Origin of the sequence: Specibacter sp. AOP5-B1-6, assembly GCF_052376555.1 — a bacterium.
Lineage (GTDB): Bacteria > Actinomycetota > Actinomycetes > Actinomycetales > Micrococcaceae > Specibacter.
This window is the reverse complement of record NZ_JBQSVT010000017.1, coordinates 25849-48772: the sequence shown is the minus strand read 5'-3', so window position 1 is coordinate 48772 and position 22924 is coordinate 25849. Positions and strand designations below refer to the sequence as shown.

Here is a 22924-nt window from a genome sequence, read left to right as displayed (position 1 = left end):
CACTGCCATACGGGAAGCAGGCCACCCGTGAAGCTAGCCAAACACCGGATTCCAGGTGCCAAGCACGACGGCGGCACTCACCGCTGCTGCCGTGACCACCAGTCCCCCGGCCACCACCCACGCGTCACGTCTCGTGAAGGTGGACTCACGCGCCCACGTGCGCGGGCCCGCACCAAACCCCTTGGCCTCCATGGTGACGGCCAGCCGCGACGCCCGCCGCACGGCCTGCACCAGCAGTGCCATGGCCTGGCCCAGCTGGGCTTTAATCCCACGGAACAGCCCAGGTTCCCCGCCCACGCCGCGGGCCCGACGGGCCATGCCCAGGGTCTGCCATTCCGCCACAAGCAGGCCGACCAGCCGCATGGCCGCCAGCGCGCCGAGTACGAAGCGGTGCGGCAGCCGCAGTCTTTGTGCCAGCGCATCGGCCAGGTCGGTGGGGTCGGTGGAGGCCAGCACAATAATGCCGGGAAGGGCGATGGCCAGGCCACGCAGGGCAATGGCCACGCCCGCCTCCAGCGAGCCGGTGGTGAACGTGACAGGTCCCAGCGCGAGCAGCAGCTCTCCCGTTTTAGGGGCCAAAAGCGCCGTTCCGTAACCGCCCACAATCGCAGCGAACAGGATCGGCCAGCCCCGCAGCAGCAGCATCCGGGCGCTCAATCCGGCCAGCGGGAGCAGCGCACATTCAAGCACCAGGGCCACGGTTGCCGACACCCAGTCGACGCTGATCAGCAGCGCGATCGTGACGGCCATGCCGGCACCCAGCTTTGCCAGCGGATTGGCTCCGGCCAGCCAGGCCCGCGAGCGCGGCGTGGCGATGATGTCGACGCTCATCGACGCACCCCCTGCACCGCTGCGCCCGGCTGCCTGCCTTTTTCGGGGGTGGCAGGTTCGGGGACGGGGTCGCCGAGGACCAGCCGGTCCCCGCCCAGCACGGCACTGAACGCGGCGTCGTGGGTCACGGAGACCACGGCCGTGCCGGCATCCAACAGCTCCGTCAGCAGTGACGCCAGTTCCGCCCAGGTGTTTGCATCCTGGCCGAACGTGGGTTCGTCCAGCACCAGCACCTGCGGACTTGCCGCAAGCACCGTCGCCACCGACAGCCGCCGCTTCTCCCCGCCGGACAGTGTAAACGGATTCGCCCCGGCCAGGTGTTCGAGCCGCAGCCGCACCAGCAGCTCATCCACTGCTTCGGTGCCCCGGCCCAGCAGCTTGGGCGCAAACATCAGCTCGTCGCGGACACTGGCGGCAATGAATTGGTGCTCCGGTTCCTGGAACACCGTGCCGATCCGGTTGATCAGTTCACGCCCCCGCCATTTCAACGGTGATGGTCCGGCCCCGCGCGACAACGCCGCCGTGGCCGCCAGTTCCCCGCCCACGGGCCGGAGCAGGCCCCCCAGGGTCAGTGCCAGCGTTGATTTCCCTGAGCCGTTGGGGCCGGTGACACTCAGGGCTTCCCCGGCCTTGACCTGCACGGAAGGAACGACGGCGGCAGGCACTGCCGGGTGCCCGCGCCTGCCCTTGGTGCGGGAGACAGCGAGAGCCGTCGCTTCAAGCAGCAGGCTGGTCCCGGCGTCGTCCATTGGCCGGTGCGGGCCGGCGTTGCTGCGCGGGCGGACGTGGGGGACGTGCCCGGGGACCCAAATTCCAGCTCCGGCCAACAGTTCACGGCTTTGCGCCAGGACCGTGTCCGGCGGCCCGTCGAAGAGCACGCCACCGGGTGCGCCCAGCCTGTCGGGGGCCAGGACCACGATCCTGTCCACGACATCGAGCCACACGGAAACCCTGTGCTCGACAACCACCAGGGTGGCGCCGGTTTCGTCGAGGCTGCGGCGCACGGCGTCGCGGACCTCCACAACCCCGGCGGGGTCCAAGTTGGCGGTGGGTTCGTCCAGCAGCAGCAGTCCGGGGCGCATGGCCAGCATGCCGGCCAGGCCCAGCCGCTGCTTTTGTCCGCCGGAGAGCGCGGAGCTGGGGTGGTCCAGGGGCAGCTCGAGTCCCACCGATTCGAGGGCAGCATGCACCCTGCCCCAGATTTCATCGCGCGGGACGGCCAGGTTTTCGGCGCCGAAGGCAACGTCGTCACCTACTCGTGAGAGCACCACCTGGGCGTCCGGATCCTGCTGCATGAGGCCCGCCCGGCCACGGGATTCCGTCACGGGACGGCCATCAATGCGCAGCTCGCCGATTTCGTTGGCGTCCTCGTCGTCGCCGAGCACGCCGGCGAGCGCGTGCAGGAGCGTGGACTTGCCCGCTCCGGAGGGGCCCAGCAGGAGCACACGCTCCCCCGGTGCGATGTCCAAGTCCAGGCCCTGCACCGCACGGTCGCTGCGGCCCGAATGCTGCCAGCCCCACCCGTTTGCGGTGATCCGGGCCGGGGCGGCCGGGTGCTGCGTTGGTGCCAAGGCTAGACCGCCCTCTCGGTGGCGGCTCCTCGCGAGGGCAGGTTCGCCAGGGCTCCCGTCCGGGCCAGGCCGCGGACGGCCAGCCAGGACACCAGGCCGGCAATGGCGGCGCCGGAGATCATGGCCAGGACAAGGTAAACGGCTTTCCATTCAATGGCCCAAGCCACGTTGTACACCAGGTTGTCGTTCAGGCCCAGGGCCAGGCCGGACAACGCGCCCGCCAGCAGCGACACCGGCAGCGTGAACTTGCGGTAGCGGAAGAGTGCGAAGCCCAGCTCCGCACCAAGTCCCTGCACGAGGCCTGAGAGCAGCACGGTGAAACCAAAGTGGGTGCCCAGCAGCCCCTCGACGCTGGCCGCGATCAGTTCGCAGTACAGTGCGGCGCCTGGTTTGCGAATCACCAGTCCGCCCAGCACGCCGGCGATCAGCCATCCTCCGCCGTACAGTGCACTGATGGGTGGGAAGGCGACGGTGAAGGCGCTGATCAGGCCGTATCCGGCGGACCACAGCCAGAAGATGACGCCCACGGCCACGCCCAGGACCGACACCACAACGATGTCGACCACCCGCCACGTGCTTTTCCGTGCCGCTGGGTTGTTTTGCTTGTTTTGTTGCGCGGCGTTTTCGCCCGCGAATGATTTGTTCATGATTCCTCCTTTGCAGGAGGGGCGGATGCGGCGGTATTTCCGCGCAGCCGAAGAGAACTCGACTCCCTTCGCCGGTACTAACCGGAGCAGGTTCGAGGGTCTGCGGCGAACCGCACTCTCAGCGCCGATACCCAAGCCGGGTGGACGCTCCCCTGTCGTGTTTGAATTGCGGCTTTAGTTTACCCCCGCCGCGTTCCCGGGGCCAATGCTCTGCGGCACAAAGCTTTGCGGGAGCCCACCCGACGAAGTGGACTCCCGCAATGCTTCATGCTCCCAATGCCGTGCATCGGCTTTCCCCGCGCCGATCACGGGGCACTGCAGCAGCTGCGCCGGGGCGTTTCTAGTGCTGGCGTGCCCTGCGGCGGCGGGCCAGGATCAATCCGCCGAGCATGAGGAGCAACGCGATCACCCCGGCTGCGCCGACGTTGAAGCCGGTATTGGCGAGATAGCCGCCGTTATTGTCGGCCCGGACCGTGGCTGCTCCGCTGGGCCTGTCACTGGCACTGCCACTGGCAATTGCTGTTGCTGTTGCTGTGGAGCCTGGCATTGCCGCGTCACCCGTTGTTGCTGCGGGCCCCGGTGCTGGCGTGTCACTGGCGCCCGCGCTTGAGGTGGCCGACGGCGCAACAGTTGCCGTTGGTGCGGGTGCTGCAGTTCCCGTGGCGGTCGGTTCCGGCGAAGCCGTTTCGCTTGGCTCCGGGGACTCGGTCTCCGTGGGAGTCGGTGCTGGTGTTGGTGTTGGTTCAATGGTTTCACCCACGTATGGTCCGTCGCCGACTGGTCCGGTGGCGCGCAGGCCCAGTTCATGCACGATGGGGCCGACAGCGACGGCCCGCGTTTCCGCCGGGGTGAACAGGATGCGGACACCGGAGATGGTTTCCTGGGTCAGGACTGCTTCCTGGAAACCCACCGACGGGTCGAGGGCTCCCAGGGTGACCCATTCGCCGTCGTTCTTCACCTGCAGGTCACCGGCGATGTGGCCAACTACAGCCACCGACTTCATCGCCTCGGGCGCATCCAGGGTGTGGGTCAGGTGAGACCCTGTAACGGCTGCCGTGGCGGCTTCAAATGCGGTGGAAACAGTGGCGTCAAAGGCATTTTCCGCACCGGTCCCGTGGGCGCCGGTCAAGTCGGTGCTCAACTTCTCCGTTGCTTCCAGAGCCTGGAATTCGCGGATTTTCACCCACTGACCACCGGGGTTCGGCGCCGTAGCAACTATGCGGATGTAGCGGGCGCTGACCGGCTTGTCGAAGCTGTGCTCGATCCGCGGCGTGCTGTCGAAGGTGCCGGCAGCGGTCCACGCCGCACCGTCTGCCGAGTACTCGACGCGTGCGTGGTAAAACATGTCGCCGGCGCTGGTGTCGGAGTCGGCCTGACGGATCAAGACCTTGCCAACCTCTTTCATCTCCCCCAAATCAATGGTGACACTTGAGCCGGTTTCGGGAGGGGCGCTGGACCACCACAGACTGCCGGCATCGCCGTCGACCATCCGTGCCGGGGCGTAGTTCTGGTATGTGGTCAGCGATGATGCTGCCGTGGCCGCGAAGGGGTTGGAGGAGGCGACGGGCGTCAGTCCCAGCCACTCGTCGTAACGTTTTTGTGCTGCGGCCGTGAAGATTTCAAAAAGGCCGTCACCCACGGAAGGGATGATGACATTGGGGGTGATGCCAATGTTGTTTGGCCCCACGTCCGGCACGGTTGGAAGCTTGGCCAGCACCATTTCTGCGTTGGCTGCAAGGGCCGCATCCGTGGCCGCAACACCATTGCCTGCCTTGGCGGCCTCCAGCATGGTGATTTGCTCCTCCATGGCAGTCGCCCAGTGCGCTGCCGCGTCAATCCACGGCTTGGAATCGTCGTAGAACCCGGCCATGTCCATGGCGGCCAGGACCTCCGGCCCGGCTTTGATGATCGTCAGGCGGTCCTGCAGCGGCTGCATGCCTGCCGCATCGCCCGCGTCGAAAGCACTCCAGAACGCGGCGACGTCGGCGGTCAGTGCCGGCGCGGTCTTGGAGCTGGGGCGGTACGGCTTCCAGCTCTGATTCAAGTCAACAAACGTTTCAAGTGACGTGCGGACAGCAGCGTCATTCCCGGCAAGTTCGGAGATGACCGCGGACTGCGTGGATGCCGCATCGTAGGCCGGGCTGTTCCACGAATAATCACCAAACCCCGCCAGGGCGATCATGGAGGCATAGGCCTCGATCATGGGGTTTGAGGTGATGCCGTCGATGTGCTTGTAAAGGTTGGGGTCGCGGCCTTCCACCGGGTTCAGGAACAAGCGCCCGCGCTGGCCGTCATTGACCGGAAGATTGTCCCAGATGTAAAAGTGCTCGGCGTTGTAGGACTCCACGGCCTTTGTCACGGAGGCTTCGGTGATGGTGTCGGAGAAGACACCCTCGCCTGTCCACTGGATCAAGATGGAATCGTCAGTTGCCAGACCGAACTGGTCCTTGTACGGATCTTCGGCAGAACCGTTGTAATTGGTGGGGACAGTCTGCAGCGGCTGCAACTTGTGCACCTTGACGTAGTCGTTGACGAGCCGATTGAGATAAAAGGCCTGTCCGTCAGCCAGTTTCCTGAAACCGTCGCTGGTGAACTTGGCCTTGTCGGCATCACACTTCAGCGTCGGGCTGATGTCATCCAAGGCAATGTAGAAGCTGCTCACGCCAATGCTGCGGAGCTGGTCAAACTTGGCCACGGTGGCGTTGTAGTCTGCATCGGAGGAATAACAGACATCGTTGCCGGGAGACAGCGCAAAGGTGAAATTCACGTGGTTGGCGTTGGCTTCATCAACCAGTTCCTTGAGGTTTGCCAGTTCCGCTTCCGGGTACAGCTCGCGCCATTTGGACCGCAGGTAGTTGTCGTCCTTGGGGGTGTAGATGTAGGTGTTCATTTTGTGTTTGCCGTAGAACTTCAGCTGGTCCAGTCGCGCCTGGTGTGACCAGGGAATGCCGTAGAAGCCTTCAATGCCACCACGGATGGACATCAACGGCCAATCCGTGACCGTCATGGCGGGCGCTGCGCCGTTGGCGACGACCTGGCTCAGGCTCTGCACCGCATAAAACGTGCCTGTGGCGTCTGTTCCGTTCAGGATCAGGGCAGGCGCGCCGTCGATGTCGCCGGTGGCAATGACGTACCCGTCGGCGCTCAAGGCGTCGGCACTGGTGGCACCGACGGCGGCGAGCGCGGCAGCCACGCCGGCGTTGTCCGCGGTGGTGCCAAGGAAAACGCTGGCGCCGGAGGCTGCTGCACCCTCAACAAAGGAGGCGGTTCCACCGGCCTTGCCGATGACCTCGCCAAGGAAGTTCTTGGCGGCAGCATCCGTGGCAGCACCCACTGCGACCTTCACTGTCCCGGTCAGTGGCACGGGAACACCCGCGGTACTGGTTTCCTGCGGCGTGGGCAGGATGTCAGCCGGTGTGGCGGCCTGGGCTGCAGGCAGTGCTGCCGGCGACAACGCCGCCATTCCGCCTCCAGCCATGATGGCCAGGGCTAGCGCCCCGGTGGCCACATTCCTTAAAGCACGTTTCACGCCGTTCCCCTCGATTGTCTGCAAGCAGCGGGAATCGCTCCCGATGATATGGATCACATCTTTCCGCCAATTGGCTGCAACTCTACTGATGTGGCATGGATCACGTCAATTGGTTACGTGCTGTATTCACAGCCCATCAATAGGCACGCCCGGGCGATGGATCCATGCGCCGGGCAGCCGCGGAACTCGTGCCACCGGGCCGGAAGGCGCTAGGCTGGCCCTAAGGTTTTTGCCCCGCACGGGCCCAGCCAACCATTGAGGAGTACTTCATGAACATCGTCTTCAAATTGCTCGGAACAGGGATAAGCCTCGGGGCTGGTTTTGCGGCCAGCAAGCTCGTGGACACTGCTTGGGAGAAAAGCACCGGCAACAAGCCACCGAAGGACGGTGCGGATCTGGAGAACAGCCTCCGGTCGGCGCTGACGTTTGCACTGGTGTCCTCCGTCGTGGCGGCCCTCATCCAGACGTTGGCCCAGCGCACCACCCAAAAGGCCATTGCCCGCTTCAACAAGCACCCCGAAGAGGTCTGAGCCCGCACGACGCACGAACAAAGGCGCCATTCGCCGTCGTAAATGACGGCGAATGGCGCCTTTCTTGTGCTCCCGGGCCCACGGCAGAACGGGTGCGGTGCCGCGTTAATTCTTGGTGTCGTCCTCAATGACAGCAGCCACGACCTGGTCCAGTTCATCCACGGAGAGCAGCTCGGGGCGGCGGTGCTTGGTGCGGTAGCCGGCCCTGCCCACCATGTGTGCCGACACGGGCACCGTCAGCAGCTGGAACAGCCAGGCAATCAGCAAAATAGGCACGAGCGACCAGACACGCAGCTGCAGCCCCATGGCTGTGAGCATCAGCAGCAGGCCCAGCACCTGCGGTTTCGTGGCTGCGTGCATGCGGCTCATGAGATCCGGAAAGCGCAGCAGACCAATGGCCGCGGCGAGGCTCATTGAGGCACCCAGCAACAGGCAGATGGCCGAGAGCACGTCCAGGAAGGCATTCATACGTCCTCCTTCTTATGCGCAACGAAGCGGGCCACAGTGACTGAGCCGATGAAGCCAATCACGGTCAGGACCACCAGCAGCGCCAAATTGTCGGCGTGTTTGTTCATTGCCATTTCCGTGGCCAACGCAGCACCAAAGATGGCCAGCAAGACATCGGCCGCGATCACGCGGTCAAGCAGCGACGGACCCTTGGCGATCCGATAAATGGTCCCTGCTGAAGCGAGCGTGAGCAGCCCGGCAACAATAATGACAACAATATTCATCACAGCACCTCCCCGGTGGCAGCAGTGTCGGCGGGCCCGGTGCGACCGGCGGAGGTTGATGCGTAGGTCACCATCGGCGCCCCCGCGTGTTCTGCCTTCACGGCCGCCAACTCGGCCCGGGTGCCCATGATGCGGATCAACCGGGCCTCAAATCCTTGGACGTCCGCACGGACTTTCTCCACGCTCGCCTTGGTGGGGGCGTTCATGGCATGCACATAAAGAGTTGCCGATCCCCTGTCCACCTCAACCACCAGTGAACCGGGGATCAAGGAGAGCACATGGCCAACCGCCGTCATCATGAAATCCGACGGGCTGCGCAACGGCACCGCAAGGACAGCATTGCGGATGTTCGGCCCTTTCACTACGGACCAGTACAACACCTGGAAACTCGCAACGGTGACCTGCTTGATGAACCAGAGCATAAACGTCACGGCCCGCAGAACGTTGAAACGTCCGCTGAGTTCAATGGGCGGAAGGTAAAAGGCATGCGAGACCGCGAGAGCGATCAACGCACCAAAAAGCAGGTTGCCGGGGCTGAAATCCTGCCACAGGGAACCCCAGACGAGCACCAGCCAAATAAGCAGTGGCAGTTTTTGCAGAAAACTTGTTCTGCGTTTGGTCCGTGGTGACTGGCTCATCGGTGACTGGCTCATCGGTTTGCCGCCCCAACACCCAGAACGGCTTCAATGTACGGAACACGGTCCAACATGCTGGTTGCTGCTTCCTGGCTCAGGTCCATGAGCGGTCCGGCAAACACTGTCATGGCCACACCAAGCACCACCAGTCCCATGGTTGAATACACCATCATCTTGGGCAGGATCGGGATCTCATTCTCACCGGAAAAACGCCCCTCCGCTGCGTCCACGTGCTTGCTTGTCCGCAGCGCCCGCATGCTCGGCTCGCCAGAGGCATCCGGGGCGGTGGCGAGCAGCACGGGCTCTGGATCTTCGGCGTCGGCCGTACTGCGCCAGAACACCCGGTTCCACACTCTGGCCATCACCAGCAGTGTGAGCAGGCTTGCCACCACACCGCCGACGACGAGCGTGTACGCCAGCGGCGAACCGTCGGCGACGCCGGCCTGCAACAGCCCCAACTTGCCCAGGAACCCGGAGAACGGCGGGATGCCGGAGAGATTCATGGCAGGGATGAAATACAGCACGGCCAGGACGGGTGAAAGTTTCGCCAGCCCGCCGAGCCGGCTGATGGACGAGGTTCCGCCACGGCGCTCAATCAGCCCGGTCACCATGAACAGACTTGTTTGGATGGTGATGTGGTGGATGACGTAAAAAATCGTGGCGGCCAGGCCAATCACCGATGAAAGCGCGACGCCGAAAATCATGTACCCGATGTGGCTTACCAGGGTGAAGGAGAGCATGCGCTTGATGTCGGTCTGGGCCACAGCCCCAAGGATGCCCACCACCATGGTGAGCAGTGCCGCGATGAGCAGCACGGAGTTGAAGTCGTCCGAGGGGAACAGCAGCGTCTCCGTGCGGATGATGGCGTAGACACCCACCTTCGTCAGCAACCCGGCAAAAACTGCCGTCACCGGTGCCGGCGCGGTGGGGTAGGAGTCGGGGAGCCAGAAGGACAGCGGGAAGACTGCCGCCTTGATGCCAAAGGCCACGAGCAGGAGCACATGCAAAAGCTGTTGGGTGCCGGGGTCCAGCTCGCCGAGCTTCACCGCCAGATCGGCCAGGGTGACCGTTCCGGTCGCGCCGTAGACCATGGCGATGGCCACCAGGAACAGCATGGACGAGACGACGCTGACAACCACATACGTGATGCCGGCGCGCACTCGTGAGCCGGTGCCGCCAAGGGTCATCAGCACATAACTGGCGGTGAGCAGGATTTCGAAACCCACATACAGGTTGAACAGGTCCCCGGCCAGGAAGGCGTTGGAGACACCCGCCATCAAGATCAGGTACGTGGGGTGGAAAACGGAAACCGGGCCGTCCTCTTCGCCGTCGGCAGCGCCCTGCCCTGACGCATAGGCAAGAACTGCCAGGCTCACGGCCGAGGAAATCACCAGGAGCAAGGCCGCAAATTGGTCGGCAACCATGACAATGCCGAAGGGTGGCGCCCAGCCACCCAACTGAACGGCGATTGGGCCGGTGTTCCAGACACTGGCCAGCAGCCATACCTCCAACAGCAACGTGATGCTGATGGTCCCCAGGCTGACGCGGCGCTGGGCGCGCGGGTGCTTGATTAAGACAAACGCCAGGGCTGCACCAAGGAAGGGCAGTACTACCGCGAGCGGAGCCATGCTGGCAACATTCATTCCTTGTCCTTCCGCGGCGTCACAGGGTGCACTGTTTCGGGTCCCGACGCTTCATGGGCCGGCACGACTTTTCTGGGTCCAATCCCCGGGATGGTTTCGCGCTTCTCCGGTGACTGGTTGTTCTCGTGGAAGTCGGAAACTTCAATGGCAATCTCGGAGTCTTCCTCGTCGTCGTACACGGCCTGCTTGGCAACGCGGATATCTTCCCGGTCCACCTGGATGTGGTCGGCCCGGCTCAGCAGCCAGGAGCGGTAAATCAAGCTGAGCATGAACGCTGTCACCGCGAAGGAGATCACGATGGACGTCAGGATGAAAGCCTGCGGCAACGGATCATTGAATTCCCCCGGCGGAATGTCCTTGTTGAAGATCGGCGCGAGTCCGGCATAGCCGCCGGTTGTCAGCAGGAGCAGGTTCGTGGCGTTGGTCAGCAGCATCAAGCCCAGCAGGACCCGCGTCAGGCTGCGTTCAAGCAGTAGGTAGATTCCAACCGCATACAGCACACCCATGACGAGCAGCAGGGTGAGGTTCACGCTCATCGCACGGTCTCCATCGGCTCGTCGTCCTCGAACAATTCAATGCCAGCCATCCCGGCCTCTTCGTGTGTGTCGATCTCTGAGCCCAGGCTGCGCAGCACATCAATGACGAGACCAACCACCACAAGGTAGACGCCGATGTCGAAGAGTGTGGACGTCACGAATTTCACGTGCCCGAAGATGGGAAGGTCAAAGGCAATGATTGCGCTTTGGAAGACCTCTCCACCAAGGAACAACGGCATGAGTCCGGTGAGGGTGGCCATCGCGAGCCCCAGGCCCAGCAGCGTTCCTGCGGAGATCCGGGTGGCCTCGGCCAGTTCAAAGCGGCCCCCTGCCAGGTACCGGATGGTCAGGGCCAAACCTGCCACCAGTCCCCCGGCAAAACCACCGCCCGTGCCGTTGTGGCCTGCGAGCAGGAGATAGATGGAAATGATGATGATGCTGTGGAAGACCAGCCTTGTCACCACCTCAATAATGATGGAGCGCCGTTCCGGGGCCAGTGTGCGCCCGGCCACCAGCCAGGGGTTGCTGGCCGAGGTGGCAAACCTCTTGGCAACTTGAAGGGTTGGCTGGAAGCCGTCCAAGTGCAGCTTGCCAATGCTGCCGGATTCCACAGTCTCGGCACGTGGCAGCCGCTGGCCGTGTCCGCGGACAAAGATCAAGCTGGCGACACCGGTGGCAGCCATTGCCAGCACCGATATTTCACCAAAGGTGTCCCAGGCGCGAATGTCCACCAGCGTCACGTTGACAACATTGAGGCCGCCACCGCCTTCGTATGCCAGCTTCGGCATACTTAGGCTGACGGGGTCATGGATGCGCGAGCCCATTGCCACAACAGCCACCACCACCATGATGGCGCCGAAGGCGATGGCAATGATCAGCCGCACTCCCCGGTGGCTGCCTGCTTTCCGCTCCAGCAGGCTTGCCGGCAGGGAGCGCATGGCCAGCACGAAGGCCACGAGGACAATCGTTTCGACCAGCATCTGGGTCAGGGCAAGGTCCGGGGCCCCCTGCAGCGCAAAGATCAAGGCGATGCCGTATCCGGTGACGGAGACCATGAGCACGGCCATGAAGCGCTTGCTGGCCCTGGCCGCGGCGATGGCGCCGATGACAATGCCGGCGCCGGCAATCATTTGGAAGGGCGAGCCCGGGTCCACCAGGTAGATGGCTTCGGTCCAGTTTTGATCCGTCAGGAACAACACTGCCAGCACGGAAGCAAGCGTGGTGCTCAAAATGACCGCAAGGTAGAAGAACAAGGAGCCGCGCTGGGTGCGGCCGGTGATCCAGATGGCCACGATGTCCAGCACCACGATCGACTGCCTGTAGGCGCGTTCAAAGTCCATCATGGCAGGAACCTTGGCCTGCAGCGCCTCCAGTTTTGTCCGCAGCAGGAACAAGCCAATGCCGCAGGCGACCACGACGGCGCTGAGCCCCAGTGCGGGCGTGAAGCCATGCCACAGCAGCAGATGCATGCCGGAGGGATCATATGCGGGGAATTGTTCGCTGTATGGCTGCACCCACGTGTCAACCAGATGCGGGAACAACCCGTACGCCAGCGTCAGCGCGCTCAGCAGTGCCGGCGCCGCCAGGAACGGCCAGCCGATCGGCTTGAACACGGTGGACATGCCCTTGGCCTTGGTGGCGAAACCGCCCCACATGAACCGGGCGCTGTAGGCAAAGGTCAGGATCGAGCCGATGACCATGCCCGCCAGGACGATCCACCCGACAACGGGTCCGGCAGGGCCGTGAACGGCCGAGGCGATGAAGGCCTGGAAAATGCCTTCCTTGGCGACGAAGCCGGCCAGTGGCGGCAGCCCGGCCATGGATGCGGCACCAATAAGGGCAACAATGCCCAATTTCGGGGCGGACCTGAAGACACCCGACAGTTCCCGGATGTCACGGGTGCCGCTTTGGTGGTCAATAATACCCACGACCAGGAACAACGACGCCTTGAACAACCCGTGGGCGAGCACCATGGCCATGCCCGCCAGGGCAGCTTCACTGCTGCCCAAACCAACTACCAGGGTGATAAAGCCGAGCTGGCTGACTGTCCCGTAGGCGAGAATGAGCTTGAGGTCGAATTGGCGCAGTGCCCGCCAACCGCCCAGCAGCATGGTGCCCAGACCCAGGACCACAATCATGGCCTGCCAGTATTCGGTGTCGGAAAACCCGGGCGCCAGGCGGGCTATCAGGTAGATGCCGGCCTTCACCATGGCCGCAGCGTGGAGGTAGGCGCTGACGGGGGTTGGGGCGGCCATGGCGCCGGGGAGCCAGAAATGGAAAGGCAGCAATGCCGACTTGGTGACGGCGCCAACCAACATCAAGGCGATGCCAATGTCCAGCACCATCCGCGGCCCGCCCGCAGCGGCCATGAGCTCCGGCGCCTTCGCCAACACCCCGGAGATGCTGTATGTGCCGGCACTTTCGCCCACCATGATCAAGCCCACCAGCATGGCGAGACCGCCAAAGGTGGTGACGATCAACGCCTGCAGGGCTGCGCGCCTGGCGGCGATGCGGGTCCGGGCATACCCGATCAACAGGTAGGAAAGGACTGTCGTCAATTCCCAAAAAATAAACAACAGAATCAGGTTGTCGGCCGTTACCAGGCCAAACATGGCCCCCGCGAAGGCCAGCAGCTGGGCACCAAAGCCGCCCAGTCCGGCGTCGTTCGCCTTGAAGTACCTGGCGCAGTAAGCCAGCACCAGCGCCCCGACGCCAAGCACCAGCAGGCACAGCAGCCAGGACAGCTGATCCATGCGGAAGGAAAGATTCAGGTCAAGAACCGGCACCCAGGGGATGTCCAAGGCCGGGCTGGGAAGTGTGTCCGAATACACATTTTTGTATTGCGCCACCAGCCAAATAAAGCTGATTCCGGGGACAGCGGCGAGAACATAAAACGCCGAGCGGCCCCATCTGGAAAACAAAATAGGCGCGATAATGGCAACAATGAAGTGCGCACAAAGGACAAACAACACTAAAGACTCCACATGTTTCGGGCTTAAAATGAGCGAATCACGGGGGAAAAAGTCGGTTCCCGACCCCTCCACCCTACCAACCCGGGGCACCTGCAAATGCCGTTTTCGGGCAGCGAGCGGGCAGTGAATGGGCACCGAAAGGGCAGTGAAGTTGCCAGCTGGACACGCCGCCGCCACTTAAAGTTCAACCGGCTTGGGCCCTTGGGACGGTTGCTGCCGCTAGCATGTGCCGTATGACTGAGTTCCCTCCAGCGGCCGCCTCCCCGCCCGCCACCAAGGCCGAATCGCCCGGGACAACATGGCAAATTGTTGCCTGGTCGTTATGGGATTGGGGCGGTGCGGCGTTCAACGCCGTCATGACCACCTTCATCTTCACGGCGCTGTACCTGACGGGCGACAAATTTGGTGGCGCCGACGTGGCCACGGCAACACTTGCCTTTGCCATGTCCATCTCCGGATTTGCCATCGCGTTGCTGGCCCCGGTGGCCGGCCAGCGGACCGACCACAGCGGACGGCGGAAGCTGTGGCTGGGCGTCAACACGCTCGTGGTTGTGGTGCTGACGGCTGCCTGCTTCTTTGTCCAGCCACACGAGTCATACCTGCTCTTTGGCTGCATGCTGATCGCCGCCGGCCACGTCTTCTTTGAGATCGCCGGCGTGAACTACAACGCCATGCTGCTGCAGATCTCCACCAAAAAGACCATTGGCAAGATCAGCGGGTTCGGCTGGGCCGCCGGCTACCTTGGCGGCATCGTGGCCCTGGTCATTGTTTACTTCGCGCTGATCAAACCCGAAGTCGGCGTCTTCGGCATTACGAGCGCCGACGGCATGACCTACCGGGTCGTGGCCCCGTTCTCCGCGCTGTGGATCCTGGTGTTCTCCATTCCGGTCTTGTTTGCCATCCCCGAAACCAAGCCCGATCCGGACATGCCAAAAGTGGGGTTCTTCCAGTCTTACAAGGAGCTGTACTGGACCATCAGGCTGCTGTGGAAGGCCGATCGGCACACCGTGTACTTCCTGATTTCCAGTGCGATCTTCCGCGACGGCCTGGCCGCGATCTTCACTTTTGGCGCCGTCCTGGCTGTTGGTTCCTTCGGCTTCAAGACCGGCGATGTGCTCATCTTCGCCATTGCCGGCAATGTTGTGGCCGCTGTCGGGGCGCTCTCGGCCGGCTTCTTCGACGACAAATTTGGCCCCAAGGCCGTCATCGTCACATCCCTGCTTGGCCTGCTCGTCTCCGGCGGCGCCCTGCTCTTCCTGGACGGCAAAAACGCATTCTGGGTCTTTGGGCTGATCCTGTGCTTGTTCGTGGGCCCCGCCCAGTCATCGGCCCGCACGTTCATGGGACGGCTGGCACCCGAGGGGCAGGAAGGCGAATTGTTCGGCCTGTACGCCACCACCGGCCGTGCCGTGTCGTTCCTGGCCCCGCAGCTGTTTGGCTACTCAATCTTGATCTTTGGCGCCCAGCGCTGGGGGATCATCGGCATCCTGGTGGTCCTGCTGGTGGGACTGCTGCTGCTCTTGCCCGTCAAGGCCCCGCCGCACGGCGTCAACGCCTAACCATGCAAAGCCTTAACGTTCGACGGCGGGCCGTCACCTTCCATCCGAAGGTGACGGCCCGCCGTCGTTCCCCATCCGCTCCCACCGCTCGCAAGCTCGCAGCGGGTCCCTCGCGGCTGTGGGCCCACCAAGAGTTAGATCTTGGTGCGGTGGAAATTCTGGAAGGACTTCGACGCCGTGGGACCGCGCTGGCCCTGGTAGCGGTTCTGGTAGGGGCCGGTTCCGTAGGGGTTTTCGGCCGGGGAGGACAGCTGGAAGAAGCACAGCTGGCCGATCTTCATGCCGGGCCACAGTTTGATCGGCAGCGTTGCCACATTGGAAAGCTCCAAGGTGATGTGGCCGGAGAATCCCGGGTCGATGAACCCTGCCGTTGAGTGCGTGAGCAGGCCCAGCCGGCCCAGGGACGACTTGCCCTCAAGGCGTGCGGCGACGTTGTCGGGCAGCGTCACGGTTTCATAGGTTGAACTCAGCGCAAATTCGCCCGGGTGCAGGATGAACGGCTCGTCCGGATCGACCTCGACCATGCGGGTCAGGTCAGGCTGCTCCTCGGCCGGGTCGATGTGGGCGTAGCGGTGGTTGTCGAAAAGCCGGAAAAATCGGTCGATGCGCACATCCACACTGGACGGCTGCACCATGGCAGGGTCATAGGGGTCCAAGACAATGCGCTTGGCTTCAATTTCGGCACGTATGTCGCGGTCAGAGATCAGCACCCTCTAAAAATAGCGCACTTGCCTGTACAAGAACTCCAGCCCAGTCTCCGTGTGCGGTCCCGGCCCGCAACTTTCGGGCAGATTCGGGATTATTTTTGCCCTTCCAGGCGTTGAGTACAGAAGCAGACAGCTCATTGCACAGCTAAAGTGGGGACCATGAACATTGAAGAGACCGCTCTTCCAGGCATTGGTGTGCGCAGGGAACTGCGCCTTGCCACTGGAAGGCGCGTTGGTGTTGTGACCCACCGTGACGGCCACACCGAGTTGATCCTGTCGCGGGTCGATGACCCGGATGCGTGTGCCGCGTCCATTCCGCTCAGCGCCGAAGAGGCCGCAGCTTTGGGAACTTTGTTGGGTTCGGCCCAGCTCATTGCCCAGCTCAGCGCGGAGCAGGAAGACGTTTCCGGCGTCAGCACGCACCAAATCATGATCCGCAAGGGCTCCGCCTATGCCGGTCGCACCCTGGGCGACACCCAGATGCGCACCCGCACCGGCGCCTCCATTGTGGCCTTGCTGCGCGACGGCGATGTGATTGGTTCGCCGCGCCCCGACGAAATCCTGCTCACCGGCGACATGGTTGTCATCGTGGGCACTGACGATGGGCTGGCGGAAGCCGCACTCATTTTGCAGTCACGATTGTAGCCATAGTGGATCCAACGACCCTCTCCCTCATCCAGCTCGGCATCGTCTTTTTCGGGCTCGGGTTTTTGGGTCGTTTGGCGGGACGAATTGGCATGTCCCCGGTGCCGCTTTATCTTTTAGGCGGCCTGGCCTTTGGCCAAGGCGGCCTTGTCAACCTTGGCGGCATCGACGACTTCGCGCACATAGCCAGCGAAATTGGCGTCATCCTGCTCCTGCTCATGCTTGGTTTGGAATATACGGCCAAGGAACTTGTCACCGGCTTGAAGCAGTCGTGGATGGCGGGCCTGCTCGACCTGGTGCTCAACATGCTCCCGGGCGTGGCCGTGGCATTGATCCTGGGCTGGGGGCCCGTGGGCGCGCTCGTCATGGCAGGCATCACCTACAGTTCCTCGTCCGGCATCATCGCCAAGGTCCTTGCCGACCTTGGCCGGCTCGGTAACCGTGAAACCCCCGTCATTTTGGCCATCCTGGTGATTGAGGACCTGGCCATGGCAGCCTATCTGCCCATCCTCACCGCCGTTTTGGCCGGGGTGTCGTTTCTGGGCGGGCTGACCGCCGTCGGAATTTCCCTGGCCGTCATCACCCTGGTGCTGCTGGGTGCGCTTCGCTACGGGCACATGGTCTCCAACGTTTTGGACAGCCCCGACAGGGAGTCGTTCCTGCTCAAACTGCTCGGCGCCGCACTGCTGGTGGCCGGGGTCGCCTCGGCACTGCAGGTCTCGGCGGCTGTCGGCGCGTTCCTGTTGGGCATCGCCATTTCGGGCGGCACGGCAGAGAACGCCACGCGTGTCCTGGAACCCCTGCGCGACCTTTTTGCCGCCATGTTCTTCGTGCTGTTCGGCCTCAACACCGATCCCCGCAGCATCCCGCCCGTGCTCGGCGTGGCTCTCCTGCTTGCCCTTGTCACAACCCTCACCAAGGTGGCAACCGGGTGGTGGGCGGCCAGGCAACAGGGCATCGGGGTGCCCGGGCGTGCCCGCGCCGGTGCCGCCTTGATTGCCCGCGGCGAATTCTCCATCGTCATCGCAGGGCTGGCGGTGGCCTCCGGGGCAGTCCCGGGCGAATTGGCAGCCCTGGCCACCACATATGTGCTCATCATGGCCGTCAGCGGCCCCGTCGCCGCGCGTTATGTGGAGCCGCTGGTGCGGCTGCTCCAAGGCAAGAAACCAGAACCCGCCATCTAGCCGGTGCGGGGCTGCTACCTTCGCGGATGTTGCCATTGCAGAAGTACGACGGCGGCACGAACGTTGGCGCTTTTTCTTACGTTCGTTCTTTGTGCTTTTTGCTGTGCGCTTTCCGGTGCCGCCGTATGATGGAAGCACCGGCGGTCCGCTTGCCTGGACAGCACTTATTCAAGGAGCACACCATGGTTTTTGGCAGACGCAATCGACGTCCATCCCTTTTGGGAACTGCTGCCCGCACCGCTGTCATTGCGGGCACGGCAACGGCTGCCAGCAATGCTGTCAATGTCAAATCCGCGAATCAGCATGCCGCGGCACAACAAGCCGCTGAGCAACAGATGCTTGCCCAGCAGGCCCAGATGCTCCCCGTTCCCGAGGCCGGCCCGGTCGCCACCGCACCCGTGGCAGCCGCTCCGGTTGCCACTGCTCCGGCTGAGGACTTGCTCAGCAAACTCGAGCGCCTTGCCGCCCTGCATGCATCGGGCGCCCTCAATGACGCCGAGTTCGCTGCAGTAAAAGCCTCCATTATTGGCTGACGCCTGCGTCCTGCTTCATCCCTTTCGATCTTCGGGCCCCGCGCTGCCGTTGCCTGGGATCAGTGCAATGCGGTGCGGACCCAGACATGTCACATGGTCACAAACACCCTCGGGCTCGGGCTACAATCAATAGCGGAACATTTGCAGCAGCTTGCTGCAGGCATTCCAATGCGGGCGTAGCTCAATGGTAGAGCGCTAGCTTCCCAAGCTCGATACGCGGGTTCGATTCCCGTCGCCCGCTCGCATGTGATGTCCCGACGTGGTTCCAACTGCGTCCATGGATATCGTTCCGCTTGAAGTGGGACAAAGGAAACGCCCCGGTCTTCCAACCGGGGCGTTTCCTTTTGGGGTGCCAAATGACCTATCTGAAAATGGCCGACTTGACGCCCATGATCACCCTGTCACCGGGCACGGACTTCCTGATGTAGTCAACCACCGCCCAGTTATCCAGTGAGATGCACCCCGCCGTGGGAACCTTGTTCTGGTGCAGGAAGATGGCAAACCCGGCGTCCTGGACAATATTCGGACGGTTGTAGTCGATGACCACTCCCTGCTCGTAGTCGTGGGCCGCCCGTGTTGCGAAATACCACATGTTCTCGTCGTACCCCACCCAGGAATCGGACTCAAAGTACTTGTTGTAGGTGGACGTGTACGGGTTGCCTCCCCATCGCGACCGCGGGTTCAAGGTGCGATATGGAAGCGCAGTGCCGGGATTGCTCAGGCCAAATGCCTCGGATACCGTAAACGAGCCCGCAGGCGAGAACAAGTTGCGGGTGGGACCGGAGGCCTCCCCCGGACCCTTGAATCCTGCAGCCCCCACGTACCCGTCAGTGCGCCATTCCGTTACGTATGTTCCTGCGACGTTCTTACAATAAGTATTGGTGGCGTATGACTGCCGATACGTCTGGGTAAACGTCAGCAGCACATGCTTGGATCCACCGGCCCCGTACCGGGACTTGCCGTTGTTAAGATTCTGGCATTCTGACATGTGGTAATAACCCTGAGCGCCCCAACCCCAGCCAACATAGCCGCCCACAAAGGTCTGGGCACACTGTCCGCCGGAGCACTTCTCATCCGATATGGGGTACCCAAGGAAACTGCGCGGACCGCCCTTTGCCGTGTAGCTGACACTGATGCCGCCCGACGTCTTATAAGCACGGGGGTGGCCGTAGCTGGCCCAGAGACGGCCACCCTGGAATACCTGGTAGCAGCCGCCGTTGGGTTGGCCGCAGACCTGCTGCGCCATGGGGTAGCCCAGACTTCCGCTGATGCCTCCGCGGCGAGCATAGCCATCAGAGAGTTTCCCCTTGTGGATCGAGCTGGTGCCAGACGCCGGGGACCAGTACGCGGTCCCCCCTTTATAGTTCTGGTAACAACCTGATCCCCGCTGCCCGCAAATTTCTTCACTGGTTGGGTACACCAGAAATCCATTGGCGGTGCCTGTCCGGCCGTAGTGGGTTCGAATGGCACCTGCCAGAACTCCATGTGCCCCAGTGGAAGGACTCCACAAAATCAGACCGTTTTGAAAGTTTTGGTAGCAACCATTTTGAACAAGCCCACACGTTTCCGCGCCGGTGGGATATCCGTAGCGGCCGCCCAAGGCGCCATTGGCCTTGTAACGGCTGAGAATTCCACCGTGCGAGACGTGCGAACCGGACCTGGCGGACCAAAAGATGGTGCCCTTCCTGAATACTTGGTAGCAACCACCGTCCCGCGTCCCACAAACCTCTGCACCGACTGGTGCACCCATGGCCTTGATGCCACCCTTGGAAACCCACTTGCTGCCGACCGCGCCATTGAGCTTCACCGAGAATTTTGTGGTGAAGATCCATTTGCTGTTTGAGAATTTCTGGTACGTTCCGTCTGCCGAGGAGATGTTCTCTGAAATCGCATACCCGAATCCGGCGGAGGCAGTTTTTCCCCCGGCATACCAGAGCTGCCCAATGGCGCTGGACTTGACGATGTGGTGAACCCCGTATTTGGACGAGTTAAAAATGAATCCGCCGGTGAACTCCTGATAGGAGTAGACAGAATTGGAGACCTGCTTGGCCCGTGGTGCACCAAGCGCCCCCTTGGCACCGCCCAGCGAGTTCCACCGAGTCTTAAAAACACCGGTGACTGCAATTGCTGCGGACGCTTCCGCGCTTTTGGTTTCCGGAGCCACGAGAGGCTTCGGGTCCGCCGGCTTGGAAGAAGCAGGTGCGGCGGGAACAGTGGGTTCGGCAGTGACAAAAGGTGCCTTTGTCACCGGAACGGCTGACGGAACCGGAGCTGCCGGTTCAGATGCCACGGGTGTCGGGACAGGTTCAGCGGGCTCCGCAGAACCTCCCGGGGCAGCTGTCACCGGGGCAGCAGTTTCCGGCACAGTTGTTTCCGGGGCAGTGGACGGCTGGGACACATTTGGTGCCGGCGAAGAAGTGGCCGGGGCTGCTGGCTGGGAAGTGGCTGGCATCGTTGTTGAAGAGGGCGGTGAAGAAGGTGGCGAAGAAACCGCATCTGCCGGTTCAACGACGGGAGTCGTTTCAGCGGCACCGGAAGGCGGAGCAGTAAAGAACACCCCGAGCAACGTCACCATGAGTGCGCTGGCAAAGATTTGTTTCTTCATGAACTCAACCCCCGACCGAAGTGACTGGTTCGCAAACTGCGCCAGCATCGTTTGCCACTGCAAAGTCCGGGGCGGCAACGTGTTGAACACTGTCCGCCTGGACTTCCTGGGTAAGCAGCGCATGGCCCTTGACGGCGGTTCCAACGGTGACCGCTATGGCCACCGTGTAGGTTTTCGGGCTGGTGCTGGGATTCTTGAGGGCTCCTTCAAAGGACCAGGAGCCATCACTGTCCTTTGTACATTTGACGTCCACCAAGTCCTCGTTTGCAGCAGCGTTGCTGGGCGTGGCCGATGGTGGCGGAGCCTCGGTTGGCGTGTCAGCGGTTGGTGTGTCAGCGCGCAACGTGCCGGATTCCACTGAGGTTGACGTCGGCGGGCTCTCCCCCGCCGTTTCCACCGGGCCGTCGCCTGCCGATGTGCACCCCGACAAGGCCAGCACAGCCGCCGCCGGCACAATTATCCAGTTCGCTTTCACGTGCGCCCCCAACAGTCAAATTGCATGGGCAATATTGATGAAGTGAGCGACATGCTATCAGCTTCAAGAGCCCCAAAACGGGCCGGGCGTGAACCATTTTTTGCGGACCTGAAAGGAATTACGGGCTCAAATCAGGGGTCAGCTGCCTGCCGCAATCGTACCGGGGGCAACGTCATTGAGTGTAGGGTCAGGCTACGGGGCCACTGTGGCCCCATCGTTAGGGAGCTGACATGGGCGACAAATCACCACGACAAACTGCGTCGAAGAAGTCAAGCAAGTCAATCAAGGAAAAGCGCGCCGACAAGCGGGCCGGTGACACCGCAGCATCGGTTGCGGACAAACCCGTGCCCGCAAAGAAGAAATGAGCGCCGCCACAACCGGGCTGCGCCTCGGGGTCCTGGGACAATCGCGCAAGCCCGACGAACGGCGCGCACCCATCCACCCGGAGCATTTTGCCCGCATCGAACCCGAAATCCTTGCCCGCATGGTCGTTGAAGAAGGCTACGGGAGCCGTTTTGGCATGTCCGACGACGTCCTGGCCACCCTGGTGGGCGCGGTCGCCCCCCGCGCACAGGTAATTGAGCAGTCCGACGTCGTGCTTTTGCCGAAGCCGCAGGCCGCTGACTTGGCCGAGCTGAAAGACGGCCAAGTCCTCTGGGGCTGGCCGCACTGTGTCCAGGACCGCGCCATCACCCAGCTGGCCATCGACAAGAAGCTGACGTTGATCGCCTTTGAGGTCATGAACCACTGGGCCTCCGACGGCGGTTTTGGGCTGCACGTATTCCACAAGAACAACGAGCTCGCCGGCTACTGCTCGGTCATGCACTCGCTGGCACTCATCGGTTCAACCGGTGACTATGGACGCCGGATGAGCGCCGTCGTCATTGGTTTTGGTGCAACCGCCCGCGGCGCTGTGACGGCCTTGAAGGCACTGGGCATCTACGACATACAGGTACTGACAAGCCGCAACGTGGCAGCCGTGGCCGCACCAATCCATTCGGTCGAGATGGTGCAGTTCGATTTTGAACCGGACGCGCCGTACGCCGGATTCGTCATGGGGGAAGACGGTGACGTGCCGTTGAGCGAGTTCCTGGCCGGAGCCGACATCGTCGTCAACTGCACCCTGCAGGATCCCAACGCGCCCATGACGTACCTGACGGAATCGGATCTGGACGCGTTCCGGCCCGGCAGCCTGATTGTTGACGTTTCCTGCGACGAGGGCATGGGGTTCAGCTGGGCCCGCAACACAACCTTCGTCGATCCCATGTTCACCGTCGGGGAGCACATCAACTACTACGCGGTGGATCACAGCCCCAGCTACTTGTGGAATTCCTCCACCTGGGAGATCAGCGAGGCCTTGATGCCGTTCATCGAGCCGGTGCTGGCGGGCCCAAGCGTCTGGTCCGAATATGACACCATCCGGCGCGCTGTTGAAATATCCGACGGCGTCATCGTCAACCCGGCCATCCTGGAGTTCCAGCAGCGTCAGGAAAGCTACCCGCACCTGCCGCTGGATGATGCGTAAGCACCGGGCCGCCTGAGCTGCCAGGCAGGCCCCGCCACTCGTGGCGGGGCCTGTCGGGTTTGCCTC

Annotated in this window: 20 protein-coding genes, 1 tRNA gene and 1 riboswitch; of the genes, 9 read left to right on the top strand and 12 right to left on the bottom strand. The window is 62.7% G+C overall.

The genetic code is table 11. The features are described from left to right. Window positions 1-33 precede the first annotated feature (33 nt). The 4 genes from ACT3TS_RS10670 to ACT3TS_RS10655 form a co-directional block, all read right to left on the bottom strand. Window positions 34-831: an energy-coupling factor transporter transmembrane component T family protein gene (locus tag ACT3TS_RS10670; protein ID WP_444531486.1), complete on the bottom strand. Its 798-nt coding sequence runs from the start codon at window positions 829-831 to the stop codon at window positions 34-36. Further along, window positions 828-2402, bottom strand: coding sequence for an ABC transporter ATP-binding protein (locus ACT3TS_RS10665; protein WP_444531485.1), 1575 nt, complete (start codon window positions 2400-2402; stop codon window positions 828-830). Before ACT3TS_RS10665 ends, ACT3TS_RS10670 begins: the two co-directional genes overlap by 4 nt. 2 nt (window positions 2403-2404) lie before the next feature. Continuing rightward, window positions 2405-3049, bottom strand: a complete 645-nt coding sequence (locus ACT3TS_RS10660) for an ECF transporter S component (protein WP_444531484.1) — start codon at window positions 3047-3049, stop codon at window positions 2405-2407. A 46-nt stretch (window positions 3050-3095) separates the two neighbouring features. Beyond that, a riboswitch (TPP riboswitch) is annotated at window positions 3096-3213 on the bottom strand. Window positions 3214-3389: 176 nt separating this feature from the next. Further along, window positions 3390-6578 carry a beta-N-acetylglucosaminidase domain-containing protein gene (locus ACT3TS_RS10655; RefSeq protein WP_444531483.1) on the bottom strand — a complete coding sequence of 1063 codons (3189 nt, stop codon included), beginning with the start codon at window positions 6576-6578 and terminating at the stop codon, window positions 3390-3392. A gap of 269 nt (window positions 6579-6847) precedes the next feature. On the opposite strand from ACT3TS_RS10655, the gene ACT3TS_RS10650 reads away from it, so the two are divergent. Next, the gene (locus ACT3TS_RS10650) at window positions 6848-7108 is read left to right on the top strand and encodes a DUF4235 domain-containing protein (protein WP_444531482.1); all 261 of its coding nucleotides are present in this window, start codon (window positions 6848-6850) and stop codon (window positions 7106-7108) included. 105 nt (window positions 7109-7213) lie between these two features. Here ACT3TS_RS10650 and mnhG read toward each other — a convergent pair whose 3' ends face one another. Genes mnhG through ACT3TS_RS10620 form a run of 6 tightly spaced genes read right to left on the bottom strand, consistent with a single transcriptional unit; the run spans window position 7214 to window position 13625 of the window. Further along, complete coding sequence (gene mnhG / locus ACT3TS_RS10645; RefSeq protein ID WP_444531481.1) at window positions 7214-7576, bottom strand: monovalent cation/H(+) antiporter subunit G; 363 nt, start codon at window positions 7574-7576, stop codon at window positions 7214-7216. After that, on the bottom strand, window positions 7573-7839 hold the full coding sequence (locus ACT3TS_RS10640; protein WP_444531480.1) for a monovalent cation/H+ antiporter complex subunit F: 267 nt from the start codon (window positions 7837-7839) through the stop codon (window positions 7573-7575). The genes mnhG and ACT3TS_RS10640 overlap by 4 nt, the downstream gene beginning before the upstream one ends. After that, entirely contained in the window at window positions 7839-8477 is a 639-nt protein-coding gene (locus ACT3TS_RS10635) for a Na+/H+ antiporter subunit E (protein ID WP_444531479.1), read from the bottom strand. The genes ACT3TS_RS10640 and ACT3TS_RS10635 overlap by 1 nt, the downstream gene beginning before the upstream one ends. An 11-nt stretch (window positions 8478-8488) precedes the next feature. Then, the gene (locus ACT3TS_RS10630; RefSeq protein ID WP_444531478.1) at window positions 8489-10117 is read right to left on the bottom strand and encodes a Na+/H+ antiporter subunit D; all 1629 of its coding nucleotides are present in this window, start codon (window positions 10115-10117) and stop codon (window positions 8489-8491) included. Further along, window positions 10114-10653: a Na(+)/H(+) antiporter subunit C gene (locus tag ACT3TS_RS10625; protein WP_444531477.1), complete on the bottom strand. Its 540-nt coding sequence runs from the start codon at window positions 10651-10653 to the stop codon at window positions 10114-10116. Before ACT3TS_RS10625 ends, ACT3TS_RS10630 begins: the two co-directional genes overlap by 4 nt. Further along, complete coding sequence (locus tag ACT3TS_RS10620) at window positions 10650-13625, bottom strand: Na+/H+ antiporter subunit A (RefSeq protein ID WP_444531476.1); 2976 nt, start codon at window positions 13623-13625, stop codon at window positions 10650-10652. The genes ACT3TS_RS10625 and ACT3TS_RS10620 overlap by 4 nt, the downstream gene beginning before the upstream one ends. Before the next feature lie 233 nt (window positions 13626-13858). On the opposite strand from ACT3TS_RS10620, the gene ACT3TS_RS10615 reads away from it, so the two are divergent. Then, the gene (locus ACT3TS_RS10615; RefSeq protein WP_444531475.1) at window positions 13859-15184 is read left to right on the top strand and encodes an MFS transporter; all 1326 of its coding nucleotides are present in this window, start codon (window positions 13859-13861) and stop codon (window positions 15182-15184) included. A gap of 134 nt (window positions 15185-15318) precedes the next feature. On the opposite strand, the gene dcd is transcribed toward ACT3TS_RS10615, so the two are convergent. Then, window positions 15319-15894, bottom strand: a complete 576-nt coding sequence (dcd, locus tag ACT3TS_RS10610; RefSeq protein WP_444531474.1) for a dCTP deaminase — start codon at window positions 15892-15894, stop codon at window positions 15319-15321. A gap of 156 nt (window positions 15895-16050) precedes the next feature. Here dcd and ACT3TS_RS10605 point away from each other — a divergent pair, with 156 nt between their 5' ends. From ACT3TS_RS10605 to ACT3TS_RS10590, 4 genes are all read left to right on the top strand, one after another. Next, on the top strand, window positions 16051-16536 hold the full coding sequence (locus ACT3TS_RS10605; protein ID WP_444531473.1) for a cation:proton antiporter regulatory subunit: 486 nt from the start codon (window positions 16051-16053) through the stop codon (window positions 16534-16536). A gap of 5 nt (window positions 16537-16541) precedes the next feature. Then, on the top strand, window positions 16542-17720 hold the full coding sequence (locus ACT3TS_RS10600) for a cation:proton antiporter (protein ID WP_444531472.1): 1179 nt from the start codon (window positions 16542-16544) through the stop codon (window positions 17718-17720). A 182-nt stretch (window positions 17721-17902) separates the two neighbouring features. Then, entirely contained in the window at window positions 17903-18253 is a 351-nt protein-coding gene (locus ACT3TS_RS10595; protein ID WP_444531471.1) for an SHOCT domain-containing protein, read from the top strand. A gap of 170 nt (window positions 18254-18423) precedes the next feature. After that, window positions 18424-18494, top strand: a tRNA-Gly gene (locus tag ACT3TS_RS10590). Between the two features lie 120 nt (window positions 18495-18614). Here the strand turns inward: ACT3TS_RS10590 and ACT3TS_RS10585 are convergent. Beyond that, window positions 18615-20501 carry a L,D-transpeptidase family protein gene (locus tag ACT3TS_RS10585; RefSeq protein ID WP_444531470.1) on the bottom strand — a complete coding sequence of 629 codons (1887 nt, stop codon included), beginning with the start codon at window positions 20499-20501 and terminating at the stop codon, window positions 18615-18617. Between ACT3TS_RS10585 and ACT3TS_RS10580 the strand changes: the two genes are divergently transcribed. The 3 genes from ACT3TS_RS10580 to ACT3TS_RS10570 all read left to right on the top strand — a co-directional run bounded on the left by ACT3TS_RS10580 (window position 20479) and on the right by ACT3TS_RS10570 (window position 22858). After that, window positions 20479-21219: a hypothetical protein gene (locus tag ACT3TS_RS10580; protein WP_444531469.1), complete on the top strand. Its 741-nt coding sequence runs from the start codon at window positions 20479-20481 to the stop codon at window positions 21217-21219. The two genes, ACT3TS_RS10585 and ACT3TS_RS10580, sit on opposite strands and share 23 nt — an antisense overlap. 344 nt (window positions 21220-21563) lie before the next feature. After that, window positions 21564-21698 (top strand): hypothetical protein, encoded by a 135-nt coding sequence (locus tag ACT3TS_RS10575; protein WP_444531468.1) that lies wholly within the window; start codon window positions 21564-21566, stop codon window positions 21696-21698. Further along, window positions 21695-22858, top strand: coding sequence for a N(5)-(carboxyethyl)ornithine synthase (locus tag ACT3TS_RS10570; protein ID WP_444531467.1), 1164 nt, complete (start codon window positions 21695-21697; stop codon window positions 22856-22858). Before ACT3TS_RS10575 ends, ACT3TS_RS10570 begins: the two co-directional genes overlap by 4 nt. Window positions 22859-22924: the final 66 nt, after the last annotated feature.